24 protein-coding genes, 1 tRNA gene and 2 pseudogenes are annotated in these 25,124 nt (G+C 67.8%); 4 read left to right on the top strand and 23 right to left on the bottom strand.

Annotated elements, in window-relative coordinates:
- Nucleotides 1-4: 4 nt before the first annotated feature.
- Genes V9G04_14575 through V9G04_14565 form a run of 3 tightly spaced genes read right to left on the bottom strand, consistent with a single transcriptional unit; the run spans nucleotide 5 to nucleotide 2,583 of the window.
- On the bottom strand, nucleotides 5-784 hold the full coding sequence (locus V9G04_14575) for a TSUP family transporter (protein ID MEI2714476.1): 780 nt from the start codon (nucleotides 782-784) through the stop codon (nucleotides 5-7).
- A gap of 3 nt (nucleotides 785-787) precedes the next feature.
- Entirely contained in the window at nucleotides 788-1,204 is a 417-nt protein-coding gene (locus V9G04_14570) for a hypothetical protein (protein MEI2714475.1), read from the bottom strand.
- On the bottom strand, nucleotides 1,201-2,583 hold the full coding sequence (locus V9G04_14565) for a cystathionine beta-synthase (GenBank protein ID MEI2714474.1): 1,383 nt from the start codon (nucleotides 2,581-2,583) through the stop codon (nucleotides 1,201-1,203). Before V9G04_14565 ends, V9G04_14570 begins: the two co-directional genes overlap by 4 nt.
- 87 nt (nucleotides 2,584-2,670) lie before the next feature.
- Here V9G04_14565 and V9G04_14560 point away from each other — a divergent pair, with 87 nt between their 5' ends.
- Nucleotides 2,671-3,684, top strand: coding sequence for an SGNH/GDSL hydrolase family protein (locus tag V9G04_14560; protein ID MEI2714473.1), 1,014 nt, complete (start codon nucleotides 2,671-2,673; stop codon nucleotides 3,682-3,684).
- A gap of 63 nt (nucleotides 3,685-3,747) precedes the next feature.
- On the opposite strand, the gene V9G04_14555 is transcribed toward V9G04_14560, so the two are convergent.
- From V9G04_14555 to eno, 8 genes and pseudogenes are all read right to left on the bottom strand, one after another.
- Nucleotides 3,748-4,344: a Bax inhibitor-1/YccA family protein gene (locus V9G04_14555; protein MEI2714472.1), complete on the bottom strand. Its 597-nt coding sequence runs from the start codon at nucleotides 4,342-4,344 to the stop codon at nucleotides 3,748-3,750.
- Nucleotides 4,265-4,591: pseudogene (locus tag V9G04_14550) on the bottom strand (Bax inhibitor-1/YccA family protein). The gene V9G04_14555 and the pseudogene V9G04_14550 overlap by 80 nt, the downstream one beginning before the upstream one ends.
- A 125-nt stretch (nucleotides 4,592-4,716) precedes the next feature.
- Nucleotides 4,717-4,790, bottom strand: a tRNA-Leu gene (locus V9G04_14545).
- An 18-nt stretch (nucleotides 4,791-4,808) separates the two neighbouring features.
- Nucleotides 4,809-5,640 (bottom strand): annotated as a pseudogene (locus tag V9G04_14540) (uracil-DNA glycosylase).
- Entirely contained in the window at nucleotides 5,637-6,542 is a 906-nt protein-coding gene (locus V9G04_14535; GenBank protein ID MEI2714471.1) for an exopolyphosphatase, read from the bottom strand. Before V9G04_14535 ends, V9G04_14540 begins: the two are co-directional and overlap by 4 nt.
- Nucleotides 6,543-6,562: 20 nt before the next feature.
- On the bottom strand, nucleotides 6,563-7,042 hold the full coding sequence (locus V9G04_14530) for a DUF501 domain-containing protein (protein MEI2714470.1): 480 nt from the start codon (nucleotides 7,040-7,042) through the stop codon (nucleotides 6,563-6,565).
- 41 nt (nucleotides 7,043-7,083) lie between these two features.
- Nucleotides 7,084-7,647 (bottom strand): septum formation initiator family protein, encoded by a 564-nt coding sequence (locus V9G04_14525; protein ID MEI2714469.1) that lies wholly within the window; start codon nucleotides 7,645-7,647, stop codon nucleotides 7,084-7,086.
- Nucleotides 7,648-7,667: 20 nt separating this feature from the next.
- Nucleotides 7,668-8,945 carry a phosphopyruvate hydratase gene (gene eno, locus V9G04_14520; protein ID MEI2714468.1) on the bottom strand — a complete coding sequence of 426 codons (1,278 nt, stop codon included), beginning with the start codon at nucleotides 8,943-8,945 and terminating at the stop codon, nucleotides 7,668-7,670.
- Nucleotides 8,946-9,049: 104 nt separating this feature from the next.
- Between eno and V9G04_14515 the strand changes: the two genes are divergently transcribed.
- Together V9G04_14515 and V9G04_14510 are read left to right on the top strand one after the other, a co-directional pair.
- Nucleotides 9,050-10,285, top strand: coding sequence for an APC family permease (locus tag V9G04_14515; GenBank protein ID MEI2714467.1), 1,236 nt, complete (start codon nucleotides 9,050-9,052; stop codon nucleotides 10,283-10,285).
- Between the two features lie 130 nt (nucleotides 10,286-10,415).
- Nucleotides 10,416-13,043, top strand: a complete 2,628-nt coding sequence (locus V9G04_14510) for an esterase-like activity of phytase family protein (GenBank protein MEI2714466.1) — start codon at nucleotides 10,416-10,418, stop codon at nucleotides 13,041-13,043.
- Between the two features lie 11 nt (nucleotides 13,044-13,054).
- On the opposite strand, the gene V9G04_14505 is transcribed toward V9G04_14510, so the two are convergent.
- From V9G04_14505 to V9G04_14490, 4 genes are all read right to left on the bottom strand, one after another.
- The gene (locus V9G04_14505) at nucleotides 13,055-13,642 is read right to left on the bottom strand and encodes a MazG family protein (GenBank protein MEI2714465.1); all 588 of its coding nucleotides are present in this window, start codon (nucleotides 13,640-13,642) and stop codon (nucleotides 13,055-13,057) included.
- Nucleotides 13,639-14,319 carry a hypothetical protein gene (locus V9G04_14500; protein ID MEI2714464.1) on the bottom strand — a complete coding sequence of 227 codons (681 nt, stop codon included), beginning with the start codon at nucleotides 14,317-14,319 and terminating at the stop codon, nucleotides 13,639-13,641. Before V9G04_14500 ends, V9G04_14505 begins: the two co-directional genes overlap by 4 nt.
- A 41-nt stretch (nucleotides 14,320-14,360) precedes the next feature.
- Nucleotides 14,361-17,891, bottom strand: coding sequence for a transcription-repair coupling factor (gene mfd, locus V9G04_14495; protein MEI2714463.1), 3,531 nt, complete (start codon nucleotides 17,889-17,891; stop codon nucleotides 14,361-14,363).
- Nucleotides 17,892-17,977: 86 nt separating this feature from the next.
- Entirely contained in the window at nucleotides 17,978-18,613 is a 636-nt protein-coding gene (locus tag V9G04_14490; GenBank protein MEI2714462.1) for a lytic murein transglycosylase, read from the bottom strand.
- A gap of 234 nt (nucleotides 18,614-18,847) precedes the next feature.
- Between V9G04_14490 and V9G04_14485 the strand changes: the two genes are divergently transcribed.
- Nucleotides 18,848-19,525: an HNH endonuclease family protein gene (locus V9G04_14485; GenBank protein MEI2714461.1), complete on the top strand. Its 678-nt coding sequence runs from the start codon at nucleotides 18,848-18,850 to the stop codon at nucleotides 19,523-19,525.
- A 239-nt stretch (nucleotides 19,526-19,764) separates the two neighbouring features.
- Here V9G04_14485 and V9G04_14480 read toward each other — a convergent pair whose 3' ends face one another.
- From V9G04_14480 to rpsE, 8 genes are all read right to left on the bottom strand, one after another.
- The gene (locus V9G04_14480) at nucleotides 19,765-20,244 is read right to left on the bottom strand and encodes a hypothetical protein (GenBank protein ID MEI2714460.1); all 480 of its coding nucleotides are present in this window, start codon (nucleotides 20,242-20,244) and stop codon (nucleotides 19,765-19,767) included.
- Nucleotides 20,245-20,338: 94 nt separating this feature from the next.
- Nucleotides 20,339-20,788, bottom strand: a complete 450-nt coding sequence (locus tag V9G04_14475; GenBank protein ID MEI2714459.1) for a hypothetical protein — start codon at nucleotides 20,786-20,788, stop codon at nucleotides 20,339-20,341.
- Nucleotides 20,789-21,015: 227 nt separating this feature from the next.
- On the bottom strand, nucleotides 21,016-21,834 hold the full coding sequence (map, locus tag V9G04_14470; GenBank protein ID MEI2714458.1) for a type I methionyl aminopeptidase: 819 nt from the start codon (nucleotides 21,832-21,834) through the stop codon (nucleotides 21,016-21,018).
- 5 nt (nucleotides 21,835-21,839) lie between these two features.
- Nucleotides 21,840-22,415 (bottom strand): adenylate kinase, encoded by a 576-nt coding sequence (locus V9G04_14465; protein MEI2714457.1) that lies wholly within the window; start codon nucleotides 22,413-22,415, stop codon nucleotides 21,840-21,842.
- The gene (secY, locus tag V9G04_14460; protein MEI2714456.1) at nucleotides 22,415-23,719 is read right to left on the bottom strand and encodes a preprotein translocase subunit SecY; all 1,305 of its coding nucleotides are present in this window, start codon (nucleotides 23,717-23,719) and stop codon (nucleotides 22,415-22,417) included. The genes V9G04_14465 and secY overlap by 1 nt, the downstream gene beginning before the upstream one ends.
- A gap of 129 nt (nucleotides 23,720-23,848) precedes the next feature.
- On the bottom strand, nucleotides 23,849-24,289 hold the full coding sequence (gene rplO / locus V9G04_14455) for a 50S ribosomal protein L15 (GenBank protein MEI2714455.1): 441 nt from the start codon (nucleotides 24,287-24,289) through the stop codon (nucleotides 23,849-23,851).
- A 1-nt stretch (nucleotide 24,290) separates the two neighbouring features.
- Nucleotides 24,291-24,473 carry a 50S ribosomal protein L30 gene (gene rpmD / locus V9G04_14450; protein MEI2714454.1) on the bottom strand — a complete coding sequence of 61 codons (183 nt, stop codon included), beginning with the start codon at nucleotides 24,471-24,473 and terminating at the stop codon, nucleotides 24,291-24,293.
- Complete coding sequence (gene rpsE / locus V9G04_14445) at nucleotides 24,473-25,117, bottom strand: 30S ribosomal protein S5 (GenBank protein ID MEI2714453.1); 645 nt, start codon at nucleotides 25,115-25,117, stop codon at nucleotides 24,473-24,475. The genes rpmD and rpsE overlap by 1 nt, the downstream gene beginning before the upstream one ends.
- Nucleotides 25,118-25,124 lie beyond the last annotated feature (7 nt).

Here is a 25,124-nt window from a genome sequence, read left to right as displayed (position 1 = left end):
TCGCTCACCACACCCCGAGCACGTCACCACCGATGCGGACCACAAACGCAGACACGATCAGCAAGAAGAACGCACGTACGAACTTCGCGCCCGCGCCCAACGCGACCCGCGCCCCGAGGTACCCCCCGGCCAGGTTGGCGGCGCCCATCACCAGGCCGAGTTGCCACATCACCGCGCCCTGCGGGATGAACACCACCAAAGCAGCGAGGTTGGTCGCCCAATTGGCCAGGCGCGCCTTGGCCGAGGCTTCCAGGAACGAGTAGCCCAGCAGGCCGACGAGTCCGAAGACGAAGAACGATCCGGTCCCCGGGCCGAGGGCCCCGTCATAGAAGCCGACCAGCGCCCCGATCAGCATCGCTCCCCAGGTGTGTCGCCGCCCCGCGTACCGCAGCGCCGTCTCCTCTCCGAGGGAGGGTTTGAGGAAGACGTACGCGCCCACGAGCACCAGGGCCACCAGCACGATCGGGTCGAACGCCGAGCGTGGGATCAGCGACGCCACGGCGGCGCCGCCCGCCGACCCGGCGAAGGCGCACACCATCAGCGGGACGAAGGTCTTGGGATCGGGCCTGAGCCTGCGAAAGTACGTGGCCCCCGCGACGGTGGTGCCACAGATCGAGGCCAGTTTGTTCGTGGCCAGGATCTGCACGGGACTCGCGCCAGGGAGGCCGAGCAACAGCGCCGGGAGTTGGATCAGCCCTCCGCCGCCGACAACCGCGTCGACGAATCCCGCCGCCAGGGCGGCCAGCGCCAGCAGCAGGACGATCTGGAGTGACAGATCCGCCATCGGTCAGCGCTGGATCTTGCCGACCAGGACCGAGTCGTAGTCGGTGGGATACACCGCACCGAGCCCAGGGCAGACCATCGTGGACGAGCCCGCGGGCGCGATCTCGGACTCGGACGTGCAGTTGATCGCGGCCACGAGTTCGCTGCCGAGTCCGAACTCGAGCCGGAACAGGGCGAACCTGGTGGTCTCCCCGGTGTTGGTCACCTTGAGATCCACGACGTCCGGCTGCTGCACGTCCTGGCCGCCCCGCGAGACCTTCGTACTCGTGAGGTGCCATCCTTCGGCTGCTTTGAAGCCGTTCCACTCGAAGACCTTGCCGACCTCGATCTCCATCGGCGCGTCGTGGCCTTCGCCCTGACCGCCTCCCGAGCAGGCCGCCAACGACAGGCTCACCAGCGCGAGGCCGAGGAACCTCCTCACGCTCCCGCCATGTGGGCCAACAGGTCTTGGCGGGTCAAGACGCCGACCGGTTTGCCGTCCTCGTGCACCAGCGCCGCGTCGGCGCTCTCCAGCAGCGCCACGGCAGCCGAGACGGCCTCGTTGGAACCAATGGAGGGCAGCGCCTCGGACATGTGGTCCTCGACGCGGTCGGTCAACTTCGCATGCCCGGCGAAGATGGCATCCAACAGCGCCCGCTCGGAGACCGCACCGGCAACCTCCGCGGCGACGATCGGCGGCTCCGCGCGTACGACCGGCATCTGCGAGACGCCGTATTCCTGCAAGATCGCGACCGCGTCGGCCAGCGTCTCGCCCGGATGGGTGTGGACCAGGTCCGGGATCGGGCCGGTCTTGGCCCGCAGCACCTCTCCGACCGTACGCTCGGCCGCATCCGTGCCGGTCTCGAAGCCGAACCGCGAGAGCCAGTCGTCGTTGAAGACCTTGGTGAGGTAGCCGCGACCGGAGTCGGGCAGCAGCACCACGATCACGGCGTCGTCGCGGCCTTCCTCGGCGAGCTCGCGCGCCAGTTGTGCGGCGGCGTACGCGGCCATCCCGGACGAACCGCCGACCAGCAGCGCCTCCTCGCGTGCGAGTCGGCGGGTGAAGGCGAACGAGTCCGCGTCGGAGACCTCGATGATCCGATCGGCGACGTCACGGTCGTACGTCTCGGGCCAGAAGTCCTCGCCGACGCCCTCCACGAGGTACGGGCGCCCGGTGCCGCCGGAATAGACCGAGCCGGCCGGATCGGCGCCGATCACCTGGACGTCGGGATTCTGCTCCTTCAGAAAACGTCCGATCCCGGTAATCGTGCCGCCGGTGCCGACGCCAGCCACGAAGTGAGTGATCTTGCCTTCGGTCTGGCGCCAGATCTCGGGGCCGGTGGTCTCGTAGTGCGAGCGCGGGTTGTGCGGGTTGGCGTACTGGTTGGGCTTCCAGGCACCCGGCTGCGAGGCCAGGCGGTCCGAGACGTTGTAGTAGGAATCGGGGTGCTCGGGCGCGACCGCCGTCGGGCACACCACGACCTCGGCGCCGTACGCTTTGAGCACGTTGCGTTTGTCCTCGCTGACCTTGTCGGGGCACACGAAGACGCACTTATAGCCGCGTTGTTGCGCCACCATCGCCAGTCCCACCCCGGTGTTGCCCGAAGTGGGCTCGACGATGGTCCCTCCTGGCTGCAGTTCGCCCGAGGCCTCGGCCGCGTCGATCATGCGTGTCGCGATCCGGTCCTTCACCGACCCGCCCGGGTTGAGGTATTCGACCTTCGCCAGCACCAGCGGTGACTCCAGGTCGTCCAGTGACCTGCGCAGCCGCAGCAGAGGCGTGTTTCCGATGAGGTCCAGCAACGAGTTCGCGTAGTCCACGCCCTCAATCTAGGCGTTGGAGCGAACGCGTGGTGAAACGCGACGACCGCCCGCGGGGGCAACCCCTTCGTCCGTATGGTTGCCGTCATGAGCAAGGTGACCGCGGCACGCAAGCTGGCCTCGGCCGCGGCGTACGGCGGGGGCGGCCTGTCACTGCTCGGCGCCGGTCTCTACGGAGTGCTGACCGCCGAGGCGAAGTTCGCGCGTTATCTGATCGGCGAGGCGAAGGACACCCCGCCGGACCCGACGGGGTGGTACGGCCGGGGGCGCCCCGGTCCGGGGATCCGGCTGGCGTTGCTCGGCGACTCCAGCGCGGCCGGCTATGGCGTGGATTCGGTGGAGGAGACGACCGGCGCGGTGCTCGCCTCCGGCGTCGCCCTGCAAGCCGACCGGCGGGTGCACCTGCGCTCGTTCGCCAAGGTCGGTGCTCGTTCGGCCGACCTCGCCGGGCAGGTGGATCGCGCACTGACGACCCACCCCGACGTGGTGGTCATCTTCATCGGCGCCAACGACGTGACCCACCAGGTGTTGCCCTCGGCCTCGGTGCGCTCGCTGGCGGAGGCCGTACGCCGGCTCGTCGAGGCGGGCGTCGAGGTGGTGGTCGGGACCTGTCCCGACCTTGGCACGATCAAGCCGATCGGCCCGCCACTGAAGCAGATCGCCCGCTCCTGGTCACGACGCTTGGCCGCCGCCCAGACCATCGCCGTCGTCGAGGAGGGCGGGCGTACGGTCTCGCTCGGCTCCATCCTCGGCGCGGAGTTCCTGGCCACGCCCGAGGTCCTTTTCGGACCTGACCGTTTCCACCCCTCCGCGGAGGGCTATCGGGCGATGGCCTCGGTCGTGGTGCCTTCGGTGGTCGCCGCCTTGGAGCTGGGACCGGAGACCGAGGCGGCGCCGCCGCGCGGTCGGGGCGAAGGGGTCCTTCCGGTGGCGACTGCCGCCGTAAAGGCGGTGAAGACGCCAGGAACCGAGTTGGACGGCACCGAGATCGCCGGCAGCCAGCGCGGCCTTCGCGGGCGCTGGGTCGAGTTGCGCCACCGTGTGCTCGGGCCGCCCAGCGAGGCCGAGGCGCCCGAGTCCGACGAGTCCACCGGGGACTGAAATGCCGGTGGCCCGTCTCCCACAGCAGGAAGAGACGGGCCACTGGAATCCTCTCACGCGAGGTCAGTCACCGCGCAGGATGGCGAGGATGCGCAGCAGGTTGGTGTAGATCCAGACCAGGCTGACGGTCAGGCCGAAGGCCGCTCGCCACGACTCGTGCTCGGGGAGACCGGCGGCGACGCCGTTCTCGACGAAGTCGAAGTCGAGGATCAGCATGAAGACACCCAAGGTGAGGCCGACGATCGCCATGACCAGGCCGAGGGTGCCGAACCCGAAGAGGCCGGTGTCGATGCCGAAGAAGCTCAGCACCAGGCTCAGGATGCCCAGGCCGACGACGCCGAACATGCCGGCGATGACGAAGGTGCGGAACTTGTTGCCGACCTTGATGTCGAAGAACTTGTACGCCGCCAGGGTGCCCGCGAAGGCGGCGAAGGTGCCGAGCACCGCCTGGCTGACGATCCCGTCGCCGAAGCTGGCATCGAAGAACTTGCTGATCGCGCCGAGGGCGACACCCTCGAGCCGCCGCGAAGGCCAGCACGAGTGCGGGGCTGATGACGCGCTTGAACGAGTTGACGATCGAGAGCACGAACGCCAGGCCGGCTCCGAGCATCGACAGCAGGGTGGCCCGGCTGAGCGCCTCTTGGCTGACCGCGACGTCACCGACGTACCACCAGGTCGCGGCTGCGGTCACGAAGACCAAGATCAGCGACATCGCGGTCTTCTGGACGACCGAGTCGATCGTCATCCGCCCGGCGTCTTGTGGGGTCGGCGTGCCGGTCTGCCAGTCGGCGGGCTGGCCATAACCCTCGTAGGGGTTGCCGTTGCCGGCGTAGGTCTGGTTCCCGTACGCATTGGTCTGGCCGTTGAACTCGGCTGACCGGTTGAATACCGGGTTGTTGCTTCGCATCGTGGTCTCTCCTCGGAGGCCGGGATCGTCGCCCGTTCAGGCGACATCTAGATCCGTGACGCCGCAGTTTATCGGGCGTCTCGCAACGTCCAACGTCTTGCGCGGCCCTCGTGTTCCCGCCTGCGTGCCCCGGCTGGGACTCGAACCCAGACTGAAGCGCTTTTAAGGCGCCTGCCTCTGCCGATTGGGCTACCGGGGCGACGTGGGAGTCAAGGGCTCAATCTAGTTGCTGGGCTCGGGTGAGCACCGCGTCGGTCATCTCGGCGGTCAGCCTGCCGGTGAAGGTGTTGTGCGGGCTGGGGTGATAGCAGCCCAGCAATGTGACATCCGGGTAGCCGTCGCGACTGAGCACCACCTCGGCGCCGTGGGCGAACTTCGGTTTCGCCACACCGGTGCGATAGCCCAGCGATTCGTACGCCCGCAGCGCCCCCGTCCAGCCGAAGGCCCCCAGCGCCACCACCGAGCGTACGGACGCGGACACCAGCTCGATCTCGCGCAGCAGCCAGGGCGCGCAGGTGTCCCGCTCGGTCGGGGTCGGCTTGTTGGCCGGTGGCGCGCAACGCACCGTGGCGATCATCCGCGCGCCGAGAAGCCGTTGTCCGTCGCCTGCATGCGTCGACGTGAGGATCGCCGCGAGTCCGCAACGGTGCAGCGCCGCGAAGATCCAGTCGGCGCTGGGGTCACCGGTGAAGATCCGGCCCGTACGGTTGCCACCGTTGGCCGCCGGAGCCAGGCCCACCAGAAGCACGCGCGGCTGCGGATCGCCCCACCCGGCGATCGGGCGGCCCCAATAGGGCTGGTCGGCGAAGCTGGCGCGCTTGGTCGCCGCCCACTGCTCTCGCCACGCCACGAGCCTGGGACAAGCGCGGCAGACCGAGACCCGCGCGTCGAGTTCGGCGAGGTCGTCGGTGCTCGCGAGCGCGCGTACGCCCGCAGCGGTGCGCGCGATGGGGGTGTCAGCCGACGCCGGATCGTCGGGCCAGCCCTCACCCAGCGGGCACCGGAGACTCGAAGAGCTCGCCGGTGACCGGGTGCGGGAGGGGGTTCACGACACCATCGACCACGCGATCCCGGAGAGGATGTCGGCATCCGCGAGTTGGAATCGTTCCACCTGGGTCCGGCGCAGGATCCGCGACCAGATCAGGGCGCCCGCCGCGACCACATCGGCACGGCCCGGGTGCATGTAGCCCAGGGCGCGGCGTTGTTCGATCGTCATCGCCAGCAGTGCCTCGATGTAGTCGTGGGTGTCGCTCACCGAGGGGTTAGCGCCCCGCAGGAGGCCAGCGTCGTACGTCTCGTGGCCCAGCACCCCCGCGGCGATCGTCCTGATGGTGCCCGACGTGCCGATCACGGTCCGCGCGCGGGCCAGGTCGACGCCCGAACCATCCAGGGCGTTATCCGCGTCGGCGATGCAGGCGACGATCTGTTCGGTGTCGGGCGGGTCGTCGTGCAGATGACGCTCGAAGAGACGGACGGAGCCGACGTCGAGCGAGACCGACTGCACCGGGGCGCCTCCTTCACCGAGGACCAACTCGGTCGACCCACCGCCGATGTCGACGGCCAGGATGGGCTCGGGGACCTCGCCGAGGTCGCGGGTGGCTCCGGCATAGACCAGCGCCGCCTCCTCCGCGCCGGACAACACCTCGGGGGTCACCCCGAGGAGTCGCTCGACGCGCTCGGTGAAGGCCGAGGCATTGCTCGCATCACGAGTCGCCGACGTGGCACAGAAGCGGATCCGGTCCGGAGTGACCTGGAAGTGGTCGAGAGCCTGCTTGAACTCCAGGAGTGCCCCGAACGTACGCATCAGCGCCTCGTCTGACAGTTCACCGGTGGTGTCCACTCCTTGACCCAGGCGCACCATGCGCGAGTCGAGCCAATAGACCTGCGGCATCGTGCCGATCAGCAACTTGATCGAGTTGGTCCCGCAGTCGATCGCGGCGATGGGCTTCATCGGGTGGCAGGGCTGAGGCTTCACAAGGAGTCAGTATCGACGCACGGACCCTCGGCCCACCACTCGCCCAGCAGGTCCAGCACCTCGTCGCCCAACGGATTGACGCCTCGTCCCTGCGCCAGGGACTGCCCCGCCAGCACGTGCAGGCACTTGACCCGATCGGGCATGCCGCCGGCGCTGATGCCTTCGATCTCAGGCACGTCGAGCCCGGCTCGGCGGCCGATCTCGGCACGAGCGGCCAGATAGCTCTCGTGGGCGCGGCGGTAGTGGGCCGCGAGTTCGGGGTCCTCGGCCAGGCGCTCCTGCATCTGTTTCATCAGGCCCGAGCCCTCCAACGTGCCGATCCGGGAGGCGGCGCGCGGACAGGTCAGATAGAACGTCGTCGGGAACGGCGTGCCGTTGGGCAGCCGGGGCTCGGTACTCACCACATCGGGCAGCGCGCACGGGCAGCGATGCCCGACCTCGTGGATGCCACGAGGTGGGCGACCCAAATTGTGCATGGATCGCGGCCTCGTCGCGTGGGTCGATGTCACCCATGCGGCTACTGCGTGCCGTCGATGTCGGTGGCCGGAACCCTCGATCCGGGCTTGGGCGGGTTGCCGGCCAATTTCACCGACTCCCAGGCCGAGTCCCACCACGCCGTCGGCACAGGTGGCTTGACGACGCTGTCGGGGTCGGCCAACTCGGCGCCTGCCTCCAGCGGCTTGCCGTCGGCGCCCGTCACGACGTACGACACCTCGCCCGGCATCAGATAGCCGAAGCGGGAGCGGGCCTGCTTCTCCACGAAGGCCGGATCCTGCCAGCGGCGCTTCTCGCGCTCGAGTTTGGCGATCTCGGTCGTGCGTTCGGCGATGGTGCTCTTGAGTTCGGCGATCTCCTTGCGCTGCTGGACGTACGCGCGCAGCGAGGAGGCGTACGACATGGCCAGCACCAGCAGCACCAGCGACAAGATCGCGGCCCGTCCGGTGAACTTCGGCCGGGGCGCGGAAGCCACCGCTTTCGCCGCGGACCGCGCGGAGCCCAGGCGTGCTGCCGGGCGCGCACCCGGTCGGCCAGGCTTGCGCCCACCCTGAGGCAGCGTGGTGCCGCGACGTCGTTCACTCACCGGCACCACGCTAGGCGAAATCAGGCGGAGAACCTCGGGAACGCGCCGGAGCCTGCATAGCGAGCCGCGTCACCGAGTTCGTCCTCGATCCGCAGCAACTGGTTGTACTTCGCCACGCGCTCGGAGCGAGCCGGCGCACCGGTCTTGATCTGGCCGCAGTTGGTCGCGACGGCAAGGTCGGCGATCGTGGTGTCCTCGGTCTCGCCCGAACGGTGGCTCATCATGTTGCGGAACCCGTTGCGGTGGGCCAACTCCACAGCGTCGAGGGTCTCGGTGAGCGAACCGATCTGGTTGACCTTGACCAGCATGGCGTTGGCCTGGCCGCCGTCGATGCCGCGCTGCAGCCGTTCGACGTTGGTCACGAAGAGGTCGTCGCCGACGAGTTGGACCTTGCCGCCGAGTTCCTCGGTGATCTGCTTCCAACCGTCCCAGTCCTCCTCGTCGAGGGGGTCCTCGATCGAGACGAGCGGATAGCTGGCGACCAGGTCGGCGTAGTAGGCGACCATCTCGGCCGACGACTTCTGCTGACCCTCGAAGGTGTAGGAGCCGTCCGCACAGAACTCGCTGGCGGCGACGTCGAGTGCCAGTGCCACGTCCTTGCCGGGCTCGTAGCCCGCAGCCTTGATGGCCTCGAGGATCAGGTCGAGCGCAGCACGGTTGGACTCGAGGTTGGGCGCGAAGCCACCCTCGTCACCCAGACCGGTGGCCAGGCCCTGCTTCTGGAGCACCGACTTGAGCTGGTGGTAGATCTCCGCACCGACCCGCAGCGCCTCACGGAAGGACTCCGCGCCGATCGGCGCGATCATGAACTCCTGGATGTCGACGTTGGAGTCGGCGTGCGAGCCACCGTTGAGGATGTTCATCATCGGCACCGGCAGCAGGTGTGCGTTGGGGCCACCCACATAGCGGTACACACTCAGGCCGGCGCTGTCGGCAGCGGCCCGGGCCACGGCGAGGGAGACGCCGAGGATCGCGTTCGCACCGACGCCACCCTTGTTGGCGGTGCCGTCGAGATCGAGCATGGTCTGGTCGATCAGGCGCTGGTCATCGGCCTCGAGACCCTCGATCGCGGGACCGAGCTTCTCCACGACGTTCTTGACGGCCTCTTCGACGCCCTTGCCCAGGTAGCGGTCCCCGCCGTCGCGCAGTTCCACGGCCTCGAACTGGCCGGTGGAGGCGCCGCTGGGCACCGCGGCGCGCGCGAAGGTGCCGTCGTCGAGCAGCACCTCGACCTCGACGGTGGGGTTGCCGCGCGAGTCGAGGATCTCGCGGGCGCCGACGGCTTCGATTGCGGCCATGGGATGTGCTCCTGAACGTGGGAATTGACGGTCATCGTCAGCCTAGCCATGCGTTCGGGCGACCGGTGAGTCGAGGTCCGGCGCAGGGGCTAGCGTGCTCCTCGATGAGCCAACCCACCCTTGCTCGCCGACTCGGCACCGGCGACGCCGTCGTCGTCGGTCTGTCCGCGATGCTCGGCGCCGGGGTCTTCGCCGCCTTCGCGCCGGCGGCTGCCGCCGCCGGGTCGGGGCTGATGATCGGACTCGGCATCGCGGCCGTGATCGCCTTCTGCAACGCGGTGGCGTCGGCGCAGTTGGCGTCGGCCTATCCGTCATCGGGAGGCACCTACCTCTTCGGGCGTGAGGTGCTGGGGCCGTGGTGGGGTTTCGTCGCGGGCTGGGGCTTCGTGGTGGGCAAGACCGCATCGTGTGCCGCGATGGCGATGACCTTCGGGGCGTACGCCTTCCCGGACCAGCAGTGGGCACAACGTCTCGCGGCACTTGCGGCCGTCGGTCTGCTGACTTTCGCCAATCTGCGTGGAGTCTCCAAGACCGCGCGGGTCGCGCTGGCCCTGCTGATCCTCACTCTGGCCACCTTGCTGCTCTTCCTGGTCGTGACCGCACCCAGCGCCGACGCACCGGCGTCTGCGTCCGCCCACGGTGGCCCGCTCGGAGTCCTGCAGTCGGCAGGGCTGCTGTTCTTCGCCTTCGCCGGGTACGCGCGAATCGCGACTCTCGCGGAGGAGGTACGCCGCCCGGAGGTGCTCGGTCGCGCGATCCTCACCGCACTCGCCGTCGCGGTCACCCTGTATCTGGCGATCGGGCTGTGCCTGTTGGGCGTCCTCGGGAACGACCTGGCGACGTCGTCGATGCCGCTGGCCGACGCCGCCCGCGCGGCGGGTGCGGCGTGGGCGGAGCCGGTCGTACGCATCGGAGCTGCGGCCGCATCCCTGGGCGCGCTGCTGGCGCTGGTGGCAGGAGTCGGGCGTACGGCCCTGGCGATGGCCCGCCACCACGACCTGCCCGGATGGCTGGCGCACGTGGAGCCACGCCACCAGGTGCCGCACCACGCCCAGATGCTGGTGGGCGTGCTGGTCGCGGCACTGGTGCTGGTGGCCGACCTGCGCGGCGCGATCGGCTTCTCGTCGTTCGGCGTGCTGCTCTACTACGCGGTCGCCAACCTCTCGGCGCTGCGTCAGCCCGTCGCGCAGCGGCGGTGGCCTCGCGCGTTGCAGGTGCTCGGCCTGGTCGGTTGCCTGGTGTTGGTCGCCACGTTGCCCTGGGAATCGGTGGTCGCGGGCATCGCCGTGCTGAGCGTCGGAGTGGTCGGCCGGCTGGTCGCGCGCCGGCGCCCGCGTTAATACAGACCAAAGCCCTCCGGCCTGTCGCGGCCCTTCCGTGCGGCGCCCGTCTCCGACACTTCTGTCCGTACTTCCACGGTGTTCAGTCAGGGTTCACCCCGGCGTCACCTGACCCGCCGACGGTTCGGCCATGCGTACGCACACACACCTGACCTCCCTCGTGGGCCTGGCCCTCGTCGGCGCGACCTTGGTCGCGGCCACCCACTCTGCCGATGCCGCCGATGACGCCACCAGCGCGTTCCAGCGCACCGCGACCTATCCGGTCTTCCAGAACCTGCCCGCCGGCGTGGACCCCAAGTCCACCACCGTGGCCGAGATCTCCGCGGTGAGCCAGGACGGCAACACGCTCTTCTACACCGACGCGCTCGGCAAGCGGATCGGCATCCTCGACATCACCGACTCCGCAAACCCGGTGGGCAAGGGCGCGATCAGCCTGGCGACCACCGGCCACGCAGACGACCAGCCGACGTCCGTAGCGGTTGTGGGCGACTACCTCGTTGTCGTCGTGGACTCCTCGGGCGGCGACTTCGTCAACCCGAGCGGCTACCTCAACGTCTATCGGATCAGCGACCGGTCGTTGGTCCGCACGATGGACCTCGGTGGCCAACCCGACTCGATCGCGATCAGCGCGGACAAGCAGTACGCCGCGATCGCGATGGAGAACCAGCGCGACGAGGAGGTGAACGACGGCGACATCCCGCAGAATCCGGCCGGCTTCGTCCAGGTGTTGGGACTCGCCGGTGCCCCGGACGCCTGGACGCGTACGAAGGTCGAACTCCCCGAGGCGCAGTTGGCCGCTGCCGGGTTGGCCGCCCCCAGCGATCCCGAACCGGAGTACGTCACCATCAACGCGGCGAACAAACTCGCGCTGACCCTTCAGGAGAACAACGGCATCGTCGTGATCGACCTGGCCGACAAGTCGGTGGAGAGGGTCTTCACTGCGGGCAACGCGCAGGTCGACGGCATCGACGTCACCAAGGACGCCACCTTCAACGCCACCGGCTCCCTCGATCTGCCCCGTGAGCCCGACGCGATCGGCTGGATCGACGAGCGTTATGTCGCGACCGCGAACGAAGGTGACTGGAAGGGCGGCACCCGCGGCTGGACGATCTTCGACACCACCACCGGCACCGTCGCGTGGGACGCGGGCAACTCCTTCGAGCGCCTGGCGCTCCAGCACGGCTTGTTCAACAACGACCGGGCCGCCAAGAAGGGCAGCGAACCCGAGGGCTTGATGATCGCGACGATCGGCGGCAAGCGCCGCGCGTTCGTCGGCTCCGAACGCAGCAACTTCGTGGCGGTCTATGACCTGACCGACCCGACCAAGCCGGTGTTCGAGCAGATCCTGCCCACCACCAACGGTCCCGAGGGCCTGCTCGCCGTGCCCGCGCGCAATCTGATCGCGATCTCGTCCGAGACCGACGACGCGAGCGTGTCCGTACGCGCGTCGGTGAGCCTCTATCGTTTCGGCGCCGGCGATGCGACGTTCCCGAGCATCCTGTCGGAGACCGACACAGAGGGCGCCCCGATCGGCTGGGGTGCACTCGGTGCCCTGAGCGCGGCTCCGGGTCGACCCGGTCACCTGTGGACCGCCAGCGACTCGGCGTTCAAGCCCGGTCGGCTCTATCGCGTGAACGTCGAGGCCAGCCCAGCCGTGATCGAACGCGCGCTCAATGTCAAGACCGCTGCCGGCGGCAACGCCAACCTCGACATCGAGGGTCTCTTCGCCCGTCCGCAGGGTGGTTTCTGGCTGGCCAGCGAGGGCGCCAACGGCGCCGGCAACCAGTTGATCCGCACCAACAGCGCCGGCACCATCCAGCAGACCGTCACACTGCCGGCCGACGTGGCCGCCAAGGTCGGCAAGTGGGGCTTCGAGGGTGTGACGGCCACCAACGCGGGCGGGAAGGAACTCGTGTACGTCGCACTCCAGCGACCGTTGTTCACCGACACCACCGCGGCCACCGGCGAGGTGGACGGCACCGGAGTGGCCCGGATCGGTCGCTACGACGTCGCGACGAACACCTGGTCGTGGTTCGGCTATCAGTTGGAGTCCACCTCGACGCCCGGCGACTGGATGGGCCTGTCGGAGATCACAGCCGTCGACGACGACACACTGGCCGTGATCGAGCGCGACAAGCTCAACGGACCCGCGGCGCGGATCAAGCGCGTCTACACCGTCGATGTGCCGGCCACGGGCGGGACGACCACACCGGTCAGGCTCACCAAGAAACTGGCCGTCGACGTCCTGCCCGCGCTGCGCGCCACCAAGGGCTGGACTCAGGAGAAGCTTCGAAGGTCTGACCATCGGTGCCGACGGCAATGTCTATGCCGTCACCGACAACGACGGCCTCAAGGACGCCACCGGCGAAACGGTGTTCCTCAAACTCGGCACGGCGACCTCGATCTTCGGTCCGGCGCTGACCACCAGCCCCACCCCGACCACGTCACCTACGACGACCACGACGACGGCTCCCCTCACACGGACGAAGTCCGGGCTGCGGGTCGCGTTGCTCAAGCGCAAGGGCGCGAAGCGGGTCGTACGCCTCAAGGCGCGCCTCAAGCCCGGCAGCGCGACCGGCAAGGTCGTGTTCAAGGTCAACGGCAAGCGGGTGGGCGTACGTACGCTGCGCGACGGGGCCGCCCGGATGAGGGTCACGGTGCGCAAGGGCGTCCGGGTCTTCCGGGTCGTCTACCGCGGCGACACGACGCATGCGGCGTCCACCGCTTCGGTGAGGCGCACGTTGCGCTGATTCGCTGATTCGCTGATTCCTAGTCACCCAGCCGGCGTACGGCCTCACGCAGCGATTGCTCGGGGTCGACGCCGGCTGTGTGCGCTTCGGCTACCAGCGCGAGGAGTCGGTCGCCGAGATCGTCGGAGACAGTCGGGTCAGCCAGCCCTGCTCTGGACCGACGATCGAGCACCTTGTCCGCATAGAGCAGGGCCGGCAGCGAGGCAGGCAGACCCTCGGTCACGGTCGTGCGGGACTTCTCGGCGGCCTTGACCGACTCCCACAGTTCGTTGACCGCCTGGGCGCCCGAAACCGCCACGTCGCCGAACACGTGAGGGTTGCGCCGCCGCATCTTCGAGGTGATGTCACCAGCAACGTCGTCGAGGGTGAACTCTCCGGCCTCCTCGGCGATCACTGCGTGGAAGACGACCTGCAAGAGCAGGTCACCGAGTTCCTCACGCAGGTGGTCGGCGTCGCCGGACTCGATCGCCTCGACTGTCTCGTGCGTCTCTTCCAGGAGATAGCGCACCAGCGACCGGTGGGTCTGCCCGGCTTTCCAGTCACACTCGCGCCGCAAGCGGCGCATCACGTCGAGGAACTCGCGCAGCGGATCCTCGACGTCGCTCACCGGCCGCAGACCTGGTTGTCTGCGAGGGAGTCGACATAGGCGGCGTACGCAGCCTGGTCGGTGCCGCGACCGGCCTTCGCCTGCTCGCTCCAGGCGTACGACGTGGTGTTGTCGACGCCGATGATCGTGGCGTCACCGAACGCGAGGTTGTACTTGGGGTCGATCTTGGCAGGGTTGTTGGCCACCCAGGTCGCGAAGGCGCTCTTGCCGGCTGCCTGGGAGTCATCGACCGACGGCGCCGCGTCCCCCTCGGCAGCCAGGATCTTCTCGCCCGCCGAGCGCATCACGTCCTGGACGTATTCCACCGTGGTGCCGATCACCGCGATGGCCTCGCCCTGCCCGGCAGGCAGTTTGGCGGCCGTGCCCTGCAACGCGCGCAACTTCTGGGCGTACGCCAACCCGGGCTTGGCGCCCTGCTCGTCGGCGAACTGCTCTGCGGCCGAGCGCAGCACCAGCATCTGCACGATCGTGCGCGCGATCTGGTAGTTGGCGTGCACCTCGTTCTGCGCCTTCAGATCACGGGTGCGCGCCTCGCACAGGTCACGCGTGTAGGTGGCGACCTTCTGCTCGGTGATCCGGTCGCCGCCCACCTGTGCGGCGATCCCCGGGTTCAGTCCCCCACATCCGGTCAGGCCCGCAAGTGCGAGGGCGATGACGGGCAGCAGTTTGTGCCTCACGAAGAACTCCTGGAGATCGCAGCGACGGTGCGGGGCTCAGTCTAGGAGGTGGGGTCGATGATCGTGTCGATGACCTCGCGAGCCCACTGCAGCAGCGCCACCCCCTGGATCGGCTTGCCGCCGATCACGGCCGTCTGCGGCCTGGGTACGAGCACCGACGACGTGGCCGGTTTGACCAGAGAGCCCTTGTAGAGACGCTGCAGTCGGACGACTCGTGACTCCGGCAGGTCCACGGGCGCGAACCGGACGTGCTTGCCCACGATCGTGATCTCGCCGATGCCCGCCTGCCGTGCCCGCGCGCGGAACCTCGCGACCAGGAGCAGCGAGATCACCGTCTCGGGCTGGGGACCGTAGCGGTCCTCCAACTCCTCCGCGATCTGATCCACGTCGTCGTCGGAGCGGACCTCCGACAGGCGCTTGTAGATCTCCAAGCGGAGTCGTTCGGACTCGATGTAGTCGTGCGGCAGATGCGCATCGACCGGGAGTTCGATGCGGACCTCGTTGAGTTCGGGCTCGGCGTCACCGCGAAATTGCGAGACCGCCTCCCCGACCATGCGGACATAGAGGTCGAATCCGACGTCGGCGATGTGGCCGGACTGCTCGCCGCCGAGCAGGTTGCCCGCGCCGCGGATCTCCAGATCCTTGGTGGCGATCGCCATGCCGCCGCCCAGGTCGGAGTGCTGGGCCAGGGTGGCGAGTCGCTCGTGAGCGGTCTCGGTGAGCGGCTTCTCGGGCGGATAGAGGAAGTACGCGTACGCCCGCTCGCGCGAGCGCCCGACCCGGCCGCGCAACTGATGCAACTGCGAGAGGCCGAGCATGTCGGCGCGCTCGATGATCATGGTGTTGGCGTTGGAGACATCGAGGCCCGATTCGACGATCGTCGTACACACCAAGACGTCGAAGCGCTTCTCCCAGAAGTCGAGCATCACCTGCTCGAGCTGGTGCTCCGACATCTGGCCGTGGCCGGTGGCGACGCGCGCTTCGGGGACGAGTTCGCGGATCTTGGCCGCGGCCTTCTCGATCGACTGCACCCGGTTGTGGATGAAGAAGACCTGCCCGTCGCGCAGGAGTTCGCGTCGGATGGCCGCGGTGACCTGCCGGTCTTCGTACGACCCGACATAGGTCAGCACCGGGTGCCGCTCCTCGGGCGGCGTCATGATCGTCGACATCTCACGGATGCCCGTGATCGCCATCTCCAGGGTGCGCGGGATCGGGGTGGCGCTCATCGAGAGCACGTCCACCGACGTGCGCAGCCGCTTCATCTGCTCCTTGTGCTCGACACCGAAGCGCTGCTCCTCGTCGACGATGATCAGGCCGAGGTCCTTGACCTTGATGTCCGGGTTGAGCAACCGGTGGGTGCCCACCACGATGTCGATCGAGCCGTCGGCCAGACCCGCGATGACCTCGCGGGCCTCCCTGTCGCTCTGGAAGCGGCTCAGCGGTTTGATCACCACCGGGAAGGCGCTCATCCGCTCGGCGAAGGTCGAGGTGTGCTGAGTGACCAGCAGCGTCGTGGGCACCAGCACCGCGACCTGTTTGCCGTCCTGCACCGCCTTGAACGCCGCGCGTACGGCGATCTCGGTCTTGCCGTAGCCCACGTCGCCGCACACCAGACGGTCCATCGGCACCGCGCGGCGCATGTCGGCCTTGACCTCCTCGACGGTGCTGAGTTGATCGGGTGTCTCGGTGAACGGGAACGCGTCCTCCAACTCGCCCTGCCATGGCGTGTCGGGCCCGAACGCATGACCCTTGGTGGCCTGACGTGCCGCATAGAGCTTGATCAACTCGGCGGCGATCTCGCGTACGGCCTTGCGGGCCCTGTTCTTGCGCTTGGACCAGTCGGCGCCTCCGAGCCGGTCGAGACTGGGCTGCTCACCCCCGACATAGCGCGTGACCTGGTCGAGGGAGTCCGCGGGTACGAAGAGCCGGTCGGGGGGCGCGCCGCGCTTGGCCGCGCCGTACTCCATCACCAGATATTCACGGGTCGCACCCGCAGCCTCACGCTGGCGCATCTCCACGAACCGACCGACACCGTGCTGCTCATGCACGACGTAGTCGCCGGGCTTGAGTTCGAGCGGGTCGATGGTGCGCTTGCGACGCGCCGGCATCGCGCGCATGTCGCGCGTAGTCGAACGCTGCCCGGAGATGTCGTCGCCGGTGAGCAGCACCAGCTTGGCCCGGTCGTCGACGAAGCCGTGCGCCAACTCGGCCGTCGTCACCGAGACCACGCCGTCGGCCACCTCGGGCAGATCGCCCTGACGGGCGGGCAGATCGTGCTCGCCGAGCACCTCGATGGTGCGCTGCACAGGACCGTGGCCCGGGTGCGTGATCAGGATCCGATAGCCCTCGGCTCGCCAGTGGGTGAGGTCCGCAACGGCCCTGGGCAGGTCTCCGGCGTACGCCGGCGCCGCCCGCTGCGGCAGCACCTCGACCGCGATATCGGCGTCACCGGCGGGCGTCTCGTCATCGAGTCCGAACGGGCTGATCGACCACCAACTCAGACCGCGCTCAAGCCCGTGCAGGCGTACGTCCGCCAGGGAGTGGAACGAGGCAGCCTGCAGGTCGATCGGGGCCTGTCCCCCACCGGCTGCCGCAGCCCACGACGCGCCCAGGAACTCCTCGCTGGTCGCAACCAGGTCGTGAGCGCGGGCGCGTACGCGTTCGGGTTCCAGCATCAGCACGTGCGTGCTCTCGGGCAGCAGATCGAGCAACAACTCCATGTCGTCGACCAGCGCCGGCGCCAACGACTCCATCCCCTCGACCGCGATGCCTTGCGCCAACCGGTCGCTGATGTCGAGCAGCTGCGGATGCGCCTGGCCGATCTCCGCGGCTCGTTGGCGTACGTCGTCGGTCAGCAACAACTCGCGACACGGCGGCGCCCACAGCCGCTGAACCGACTCCAAGGTGCGCTGATCGGCGACCGAGAACGAGCGAATCTCCTCGATCTCATCTCCCCAGAACTCCACTCGCAGCGGGTGTTCCTCCGTGGGCGGAAAGACGTCCACGATGCCACCACGGACGGCGAACTCGCCGCGCTTCTCGACCAGGTCGACACGTGAATAGGCCGCCCCGGCCAGCGCCGCGACCAGGTCGTCGAGCACCACGGTGTCGCCGGTGGAGATTTCCACGGGCGCCAGGTCGGCCAGCCCTTTCACCTGCGGCTGCAGCACCGAACGTACGGGCGCCACCACGACTTGAAGCGGGCCTGACCCGGGCGCCGTGCCCGGATGCTTGAGTCGTCGCAGCACCGCGAGACGACGCCCGACCGTGTCACTGCGCGGGCTCAGCCGCTCGTGCGGGAGCGTCTCCCAACTCGGGTAGTAGGCCACCGAGTCGGAGTCCAGGACGTCGCCGAGGGCGGCGACCAGGTCCTCTGCCTCACGGCTGGTGGCCGTGACCGCCAGGACCGTACGCCCGACTCCGGCCAGCCCAGCAGTGACGAACGGCCACATCGCGGCCGGGCCGGTGAGGTCCAAAGTCGTACGCGCCCCACTGTCGGCAGCCGCCAGCGCACCGGCCAGCGGCTGACCGGCGCAGACGACCTCAGTGACAGAGAGCAGGGACGGACTCATCGGGTTCCTTCGGGAAGGCGGGACATCACAACAACCCCCCTGCCAGCACGGGCAGGGGGTGCCGGATCAGTCTAGAAGGTGCGCCGTCAGCCGAACGCGGCGTAATGCACGGCCATGTCGAAGACCTTGCGCAGATAGTCGTCGGACTTGTTGTAGGACAACACCGCGCGCTCCCAGGTCGAGCCGTCGTACAGGCTCACGCCCGACGCGCACAGGTAGGCCGCGCTCGCCATCGCCGCGTCGTCGAGGTCTTGGGGGTTCTTGACGCCATCCCCGTCTCCGTCCGCGCCCCACCTTTGCCAGGTCTCGGGTAGGAACTGCATCGGTCCGAGCGCGTGCTCCCACTTGTTGTCGCCGTGCAGGCTGGTGCCGTACGACGTGGCCGGGATCGCGGCGTAGTTGCCGCGGCCGTCCAGTCGCGGTCCGATGATGTCGCGGCTGGGACGACCGTCGCGACCGAGTGCGTCTCCGTCCATGCGCCCGTGGTCGGACTCCACCTGTCCGACGGCGGCCAGGGTCGCCCACCCGATCTGACAGTCGGGCACCGACCATGCGGCCCTGGTGTAGGCCTGGAGGGCTTCGGCGGGAATGCCCAACCGGGTGGCGCGCTCGCGGAGTTCTCGGGAGATCGGCCAGACCGCCGAAGGCTGCGTGGTGTCGCGGCGATCTCGCGCCCGACCACCCGATCCCTCGCCGTTGGCCTGCGGCCGCGCTGAGTTCACGCTCGGGTCAGCCGTGGTCGACGGGGTCGCGGTCGAGGATTCCGGGAGCGTCAGCGGTTCGCTTGCTGCGCACCCGGACAGGGCAGCGCACAGCGCGACCCAACCCACGAACCTCACCCGAAACACGTGCTCCATTGTCGGGGTGACTCCCGGGCCAGGAGAAATCGAGTCCGCCTCGCCAGGCCCTGCGGTGTCGAACCGCCTGGATCGACACGCGGACGTACGATGCCGCCCATGCTCGCCAGTTCGGTCGCTCGCAGAGCGCTGGCAGCAGTGCTCGCGCTGGCCATGTGCCTGGGCGCCTACCCCGCGCAGGCGTCGTCTCCAGCCGGTGACTCGCTGCTGTCGCTGCTGGATCGAGTCAGGATCGTGGCCGCCCCCGGCTACCACCCGGGCTACGACCGGTCCTGCGACCCAGGCGCCTGCGTCTTCGGTTCACCTTGGACCGACGCGCACGCCGGCCCCTATGGGCACAACGGCTGCACCACGCGAGAGGACGTACTCCTGCGCCAGATGCGCCACATCGAGATGCGCTGGGGATCAGACTGTCGGATCTATCAGGCCAAGTTGCGAGATCCCTACACAGGCGAGCGGTTGAACTGGCGCGACGACGGCTACTTCATCCAGATCGATCACGTCTATCCGCTCTCCCGAGCCTGGCACGAGGGCGCCTGGGCCTGGACCCAACGCCGCCGGGTGCGTTTCGCCAACGACGTCGAGCGCGAACTCTGGGCCGTCTCCGCGCGGGCCAATCAGGCCAAGCTCGGCGCCACTCCGGCGCAGTGGATGCCACCGTGGCGCCGCACCTGGTGCCGCTATCTGCGGGCCTACCTCAAGGTCGCGAAAGCGTACGACCTCCCGGTCACCGCGGCCGACGCCCGGGTCGTACGCCGCGTCGCCCCCACCTGCTGACACTGCGGGGCCCGCCCTCGCCACACCTCGCAACGCTCGGCGTACCTCCGGCTCACTCCTCGGTCAGTCGGTCTTGAATTACGACTGACACTGCGGGGCTCCCCTCCAGCACACCTCGCAACGCTCGGCGTACCTCCGGCTCACTCCTCGGTCAGTCGGTCTTGAATTACGACTGACACTGCGGGGCTCCCCTCCAGCACACCTCGCAACGCTCGGCGTACCTCCGGCTCACTCCTCGGTCAGTCGTCTTCCCAGTCGCGTCTGGGACCCGTCGCCGCGTCCTGCTCGGCACTGCTCATCCGACTCGACACCGCCAACGACGCCACGGCGGTGACGGCCAGGGTGCCGACGATGACCACCAACGACAGCCAGATCGGGATGTCGGGAGCCCACTCGATGTGCTTGCCACCGTTGATGAAGGGCAACTCGTTCTCGTGCATCGCGTGCAGGATCAACTTCACACCGATGAAGAGCAGCAGGAACGCCAGGCCGTACGACAGGTAGATCAGGCGCTGCAGCAGCCCACCGATGAGGAAGTAGAGCTGACGCAGGCCCATCAACGCGAAGATGTTGGCCGTCAGCACCAGGTAGGGCTCCTTGGTGATGCCGAAGATCGCCGGGATCGAGTCGAGAGCAAACAGCAGGTCGGTGGTGCCGAGCGTGAGGATCACGATGAACATGGGCGTGATCAGGCGCTTGCCGCCGGAGGAGGTGAAGATCTGCTTGCCGTGCCATTCCTTGGTGGCGGGAAAGCGCTTCTCGACCCAGGCGACGAGCTTGTTCTCCTCGTACTCGTCCTCGTCTTCGCCGCCCTCACGGGCGAAGCTTGGCCGCGGTGTAGATCAAGAACAGGCCGAAGAGGTAGAACACCCAGCTGAAGTTGTTGATCGCCGCGGCACCTACCGCGATGAAGATCGCGCGCATGATCAGCGCCATCACGATGCCGATCATCAGGGCGTACTGCTGGAGTTCGCGCGGGACCGCGAACTTGCTCATGATGATGATGAAGATGAACAGGTTGTCGATCGAGAGCGAATACTCGACCAGCCAACCTGAATAGAACTCCAGCGCCAGAGTTCCGCCCGAGGTCCACCAGACGCCCAGGCCGAACAGGATCGCCAAGGACACGTAGATCGACAGATAGATCGAGCATTCCTTCATGCTCGGTTCGTGCGGTTGGCGACCCACGACCACGAGATCGAAGGTGAAGATGACCAATGCCGCCACGCCGGTGGCGATCCAGACCCAGGTGGGCACGTCCACGAAGATACTCCTCCGGAGGTTTAGGTTCGGCGCCGAGCACGCCGCTTGCTCCGGAGGTCTCTTCCGCCGGCGACACCGCCGACCGCGATACCGGGTGGGAGTGGCCCCTGGCCCTCACCACCGTACTGACGACATCGCTGCGGGGGAATACTCCCCTCCTGAGCGCAGAGTCTGACACGCCAGGTCACGGACGCGACAATTCGGGGGTTGAGCGGACACGTGTCCGCTCAACGACCGCCGTAGGGGACCCCCAGCTCGCGCAGCCGCGCTTCGCCACCGTCCTCGGCGGTCAATACCCACACTCCCGCGGGGGTCAGCGCGAAGGTGTGCTCGAAGTGCGCCGCCCAGGACCCGTCGTCGGTCACGACCGTCCAGTCGTCATCGAGCACCTCGGTCTCCTTGGACCCGAGGGTGATCATCGGCTCCACCGCGAGCGCGATGCCGTTGACCAGGCGCGCGCCACGTCCGGGCTTGCCGTAGTTGGGCACGTTGGGCGCCATGTGCATCGCGGTGCCGATGCCGTGGCCGGTGTAGTCCTCCAAGATGCCGTACGCCCCGCGCCCGCGAACATGACGCTCGACCGCGTGCGAGATGTCGGTAACCCGCCCACCTAGGCGTACGGCCGCCAGGCCCGCCCACAGCGATTCCTCGGTCACGGTCATCAGGTCGCGTACGTCCTGGGACACCTCGCCGACCGCGACCGTGAGCGCGGCGTCGCCGTGCCAGCCCTCCACGATCGCGCCGCAGTCGATCGAGATCACGTCGCCGTCCGCCAGCACCCGCTCACCTGGGATCCCGTGCACGACCTCGTCGTTGACAGACGTACAGATCACGGCCGGGAAACCGTGGTAGCCCTTGAAGTTCGAGGTCGCGCCGGACGACAAGATGTGGTCCTCGGCGACCGCGTTGAGGTCGGCGGTGGAGACTCCGGCACGCACCTCACCGCGCAGTTTCTCCAACGTGCGCGCGACCACGAGCCCGGCTCGACGCATCACGTCGAGTTGCTCCGCAGTCTTGATCTGGACCCCGCGATCGCGCAACCCCACGGGGATCAGCTCTCGGAGACGGCGTTCAGCGCTTCGCGGATCCGTTCTGTGACCTCGGCCACCTCACCCATGCCGTCAACCTCGACCAGCAGGTCGCGATCACGGTAGACATCGATCAACGGTGCGGTCTGCTCGGCGTACACCTCTTGACGGCGCCGGATCACCTCTTCGGTGTCGTCGGCGCGACCTTCGATCTGGGCGCGCTGCAGGAGTCGCTGCACGATCTCCTCGTCATCGACGGTGAGGACCACCACGGCGTCGAGCGCGTGGCCGGTCGCCGCGATCATGTCGTCGAGTTCCTCGACCTGGGCCAGCGTGCGCGGATAGCCGTCGAGCAGGAAGCCCACAGCCGCGTCGGGCTCGGCGATCCGGTCGCGCACCATCGCGTTGGTGACGCTGTCGGGAACGTATTCGCCCGCGTCCATATAGCGCTTGGCCTCGACGCCGAGCTCGGTGCCCTGAGAGACGTTGCGACGAAAGATGTCACCCGTCGAGATCGCCGGGATGCCGAAGCGCTCGGCGACGGTCTTGGCCTGGGTGCCTTTGCCAGCCCCGGGAGGGCCCATGATGAGAAGACGCATTAGCGCAGGAATCCTTCGTAGTTGCGCTGCTGGAGCTGGCTCTCGATCTGCTTCACGGTGTCGAGGGCGACACCCACCATGATCAGGAGCGAGACTCCACCGAACGGGAAGTTCTGATCGGCGTTGATGAACACGAAGGCGATCAACGGGATCAGGGAGATCAGACCGAGGTACAGCGCGCCCGGGAAGGTGATCCGGGAGAGCACGTACGCCAGGTAGTTCTCGGTCGGCTTGCCCGCCCGGATCCCGGGGATGAAGCCGCCGTACTTCTTCATGTTGTCGGCCACCTCTTGAGGGTTGAAGGTGATCGAGACGTAGAAGTAGGTGAAGAAGATGATCATCAGGAAGTACGTCAGCATGTAGAGCGGATGGTCGCCCTGCACGAAGTTGTTCGAGATCCAGTTGAGGACCTTGCTGTCACTGCCCTGGTTGAACTGCACCGCCATCGCCGGCAGGTAGAGCAGCGACGAGGCGAAGATGACCGGGATCACACCGGCCTGGTTGACCTTGAGCGGGATGTAGGTCGACGAGCCACCGAACATCTTGCGCCCGACCATGCGGCGCGCGTACTGCACCGGAATGCGGCGCTGGGCCTGCTCGATGAAGACCACGGCGGCCAGGATGATCAGTCCGATCACCAGCACGATCGCGAACACTCCCCAACCCTGGGTCTTCTTGACGCCCCACAGCGAGGCGGGGAACGTCGCGACGACCTGGGTGAAGATCAGCAGCGACATGCCGTTGCCGATGCCACGGTCGGTGATCAGTTCGCCCAGCCACATGATCACGGCCGTGCCCGCGGTCATCACCACGACCATCGTCAAGAACGCGGCCGTGCCGTCGTTGTGCAACAGGTTCTCGTTGCAGCCCTGGAGAAGCTGCCCAGAGCGGGCCAACGCCACGATGCCCGTGGCCTGCAGCACTGCCAGGCCCAAGGTCAGATAGCGCGTGTACTGGGTGATCTTGGTCTGCCCGGCCTGGCCCTCCTCCTTGAGCGCTTCAAGCCGTGGGATCACCACGACGAGCAACTGCAAGATGATGCTGGCCGTGATGTACGGCATGATCCCCAGCGCGAAGATCGTCAGCTGCAACAACGCGCCACCTGAGAACAGGTTGATCATGTTGTAGAGCCCGGCGTTGTCACCCTGCGCGGCCAGGTCGATGCACTTTTGCACATTCGCGACGTGGACGTTGGGCGTGGGGATCTGCGATCCCAGCCGGAAGATGACGATGATGAAAAGCACGAACAGCAACTTGCGTCGCAGGTCCGGAGTGCGGAAAGCGTTGACGAAAGCGCTGAGCACGAGATCCTTCTCCTCGGTGGGGCAGGGCTCGCGTGAGCCCGGGGAAGCCTAACAGGGCACTGGACGGCGAAAGAGGGTGCGTGCTCTCGAGGGTCCTCGAGGTGCACGCACCCTCATCGCAACGTGACGTCAGACGACGGTGACCGAGCCGCCAGCGGCCTCGATCTTCTCCTTGGCGGAGCCGGAGAACGCGTTCGCGCTCACCTGGACGGCCACCGAGATGTCGCCGGTCCCGAGCACCTTGACAGGCTGGTTCTTGCGAACCGCGCCCTTGGTGACCAGGTCCTCGATGGTGACGGTGCCACCCTCGGGGAAGAGTTCCCCGAGCTTGTCGAGGTTGACGACCTGGAACTCGACCCGGAACGGGTTCTTGAAGCCCTTGAGCTTGGGCAGCCGCATGTGGATGGGCATCTGACCACCCTCGAACGCGGCCGGCACCTGGTAGCGGGCCTTGGTGCCCTTGGTGCCACGACCAGCCGTCTTACCCTTCGAGCCCTCACCACGACCCACGCGGGTCTTGGCCGTCTTGGCTCCCGGGGCGGGACGCAAGTGGTGCAACTTGAGCGTCATATCACTCAACCTCCTCAACCGTGACGAGGTGACGCACGGTCTGGACCATGCCGCGGATCTCCGGGCGGTCCTCCTTGACGACGACGTCGCCGATCCGCTTCAGGCCGAGCGAGCGCAAAGTCTCGCGCTGGTTGGCCTGACGGCCGATGGCCGACTTCTTCTGCTGAACCTTGAGCTGTGCCATCAGGAAGCACTCCCCACGGCAGCGGCCTTGGCCGCAGCAGCCTCTTCGGCACCTGTCTGCTGCGCCTTGAGCAGCGCAGCCGGTGCGACGTCCTCGACACGCATGCCGCGGCGCGAGGCGACAGCCTCGGGCTCCTCAAGCATGCGCAGCGCCTCGACGGTCGCGTGCACGATGTTGATCTGGTTGGACGATCCGAGCGACTTGCTCAAGATGTCGTGGATGCCGGCGCACTCCAAGACGGCGCGCACCGGGCCACCGGCGATAACACCGGTACCAGGCGCAGCCGGGCGCAGCATGACCACACCGGCAGCCTTCTCACCCTGCACCGGGTGCGGGATGGTGCCCTGGACCCGCGGGACCTTGAAGAAGTGCTTCTTGGCCTCCTCGACGCCCTTGGCGATCGCGGCCGGCACCTCCTTGGCCTTGCCGTAGCCGACACCGACCAGACCGTCACCGTCACCGACGATGACCAGGGCGGTGAAGCTGAAGCGTCGACCACCCTTGACCACCTTGGCGACGCGGTTGATCGTGACGACACGCTCGATGTACTGGCTCTTCTCAGCACCGCGTCCGCCGTCACGTCCCCCGCGACGGTCTCCGCTGCGCTCGCCACCCGCGCGCTGTCCGCGCTGGGCTCCGCTCATGAGACTT

Origin of the sequence: Nocardioides sp. (assembly GCA_037045645.1) — a bacterium.
Taxonomy (GTDB): Bacteria; Actinomycetota; Actinomycetes; order Propionibacteriales; family Nocardioidaceae; genus Nocardioides.
Note: the sequence above shows the minus strand (reverse complement) of the source record. Positions and strands in the feature narration are given on the sequence as shown.

Coding starts and splice junctions, on each gene's coding strand:
- V9G04_14575 (MEI2714476.1), bottom strand. CDS start 784: ATGGCGGATCTGTCACTCCAGATCGTCCTGCTGCTGGCGCTGGCCGCC.
- V9G04_14560 (MEI2714473.1), top strand. CDS start 2,671: ATGAGCAAGGTGACCGCGGCACGCAAGCTGGCCTCGGCCGCGGCGTAC.
- V9G04_14535 (MEI2714471.1), bottom strand. CDS start 6,542: ATGAAGCCCATCGCCGCGATCGACTGCGGGACCAACTCGATCAAGTTG.
- V9G04_14530 (MEI2714470.1), bottom strand. CDS start 7,042: ATGCACAATTTGGGTCGCCCACCTCGTGGCATCCACGAGGTCGGGCAT.
- eno (MEI2714468.1), bottom strand. CDS start 8,945: ATGGCCGCAATCGAAGCCGTCGGCGCCCGCGAGATCCTCGACTCGCGC.
- V9G04_14515 (MEI2714467.1), top strand. CDS start 9,050: ATGAGCCAACCCACCCTTGCTCGCCGACTCGGCACCGGCGACGCCGTC.
- V9G04_14510 (MEI2714466.1), top strand. CDS start 10,416: ATGCGTACGCACACACACCTGACCTCCCTCGTGGGCCTGGCCCTCGTC.
- mfd (MEI2714463.1), bottom strand. CDS start 17,891: ATGAGTCCGTCCCTGCTCTCTGTCACTGAGGTCGTCTGCGCCGGTCAG.
- V9G04_14485 (MEI2714461.1), top strand. CDS start 18,848: ATGCTCGCCAGTTCGGTCGCTCGCAGAGCGCTGGCAGCAGTGCTCGCG.
- V9G04_14465 (MEI2714457.1), bottom strand. CDS start 22,415: ATGCGTCTTCTCATCATGGGCCCTCCCGGGGCTGGCAAAGGCACCCAG.
- rplO (MEI2714455.1), bottom strand. CDS start 24,289: ATGACGCTCAAGTTGCACCACTTGCGTCCCGCCCCGGGAGCCAAGACG.
- rpmD (MEI2714454.1), bottom strand. CDS start 24,473: ATGGCACAGCTCAAGGTTCAGCAGAAGAAGTCGGCCATCGGCCGTCAG.
- rpsE (MEI2714453.1), bottom strand. CDS start 25,117: ATGAGCGGAGCCCAGCGCGGACAGCGCGCGGGTGGCGAGCGCAGCGGA.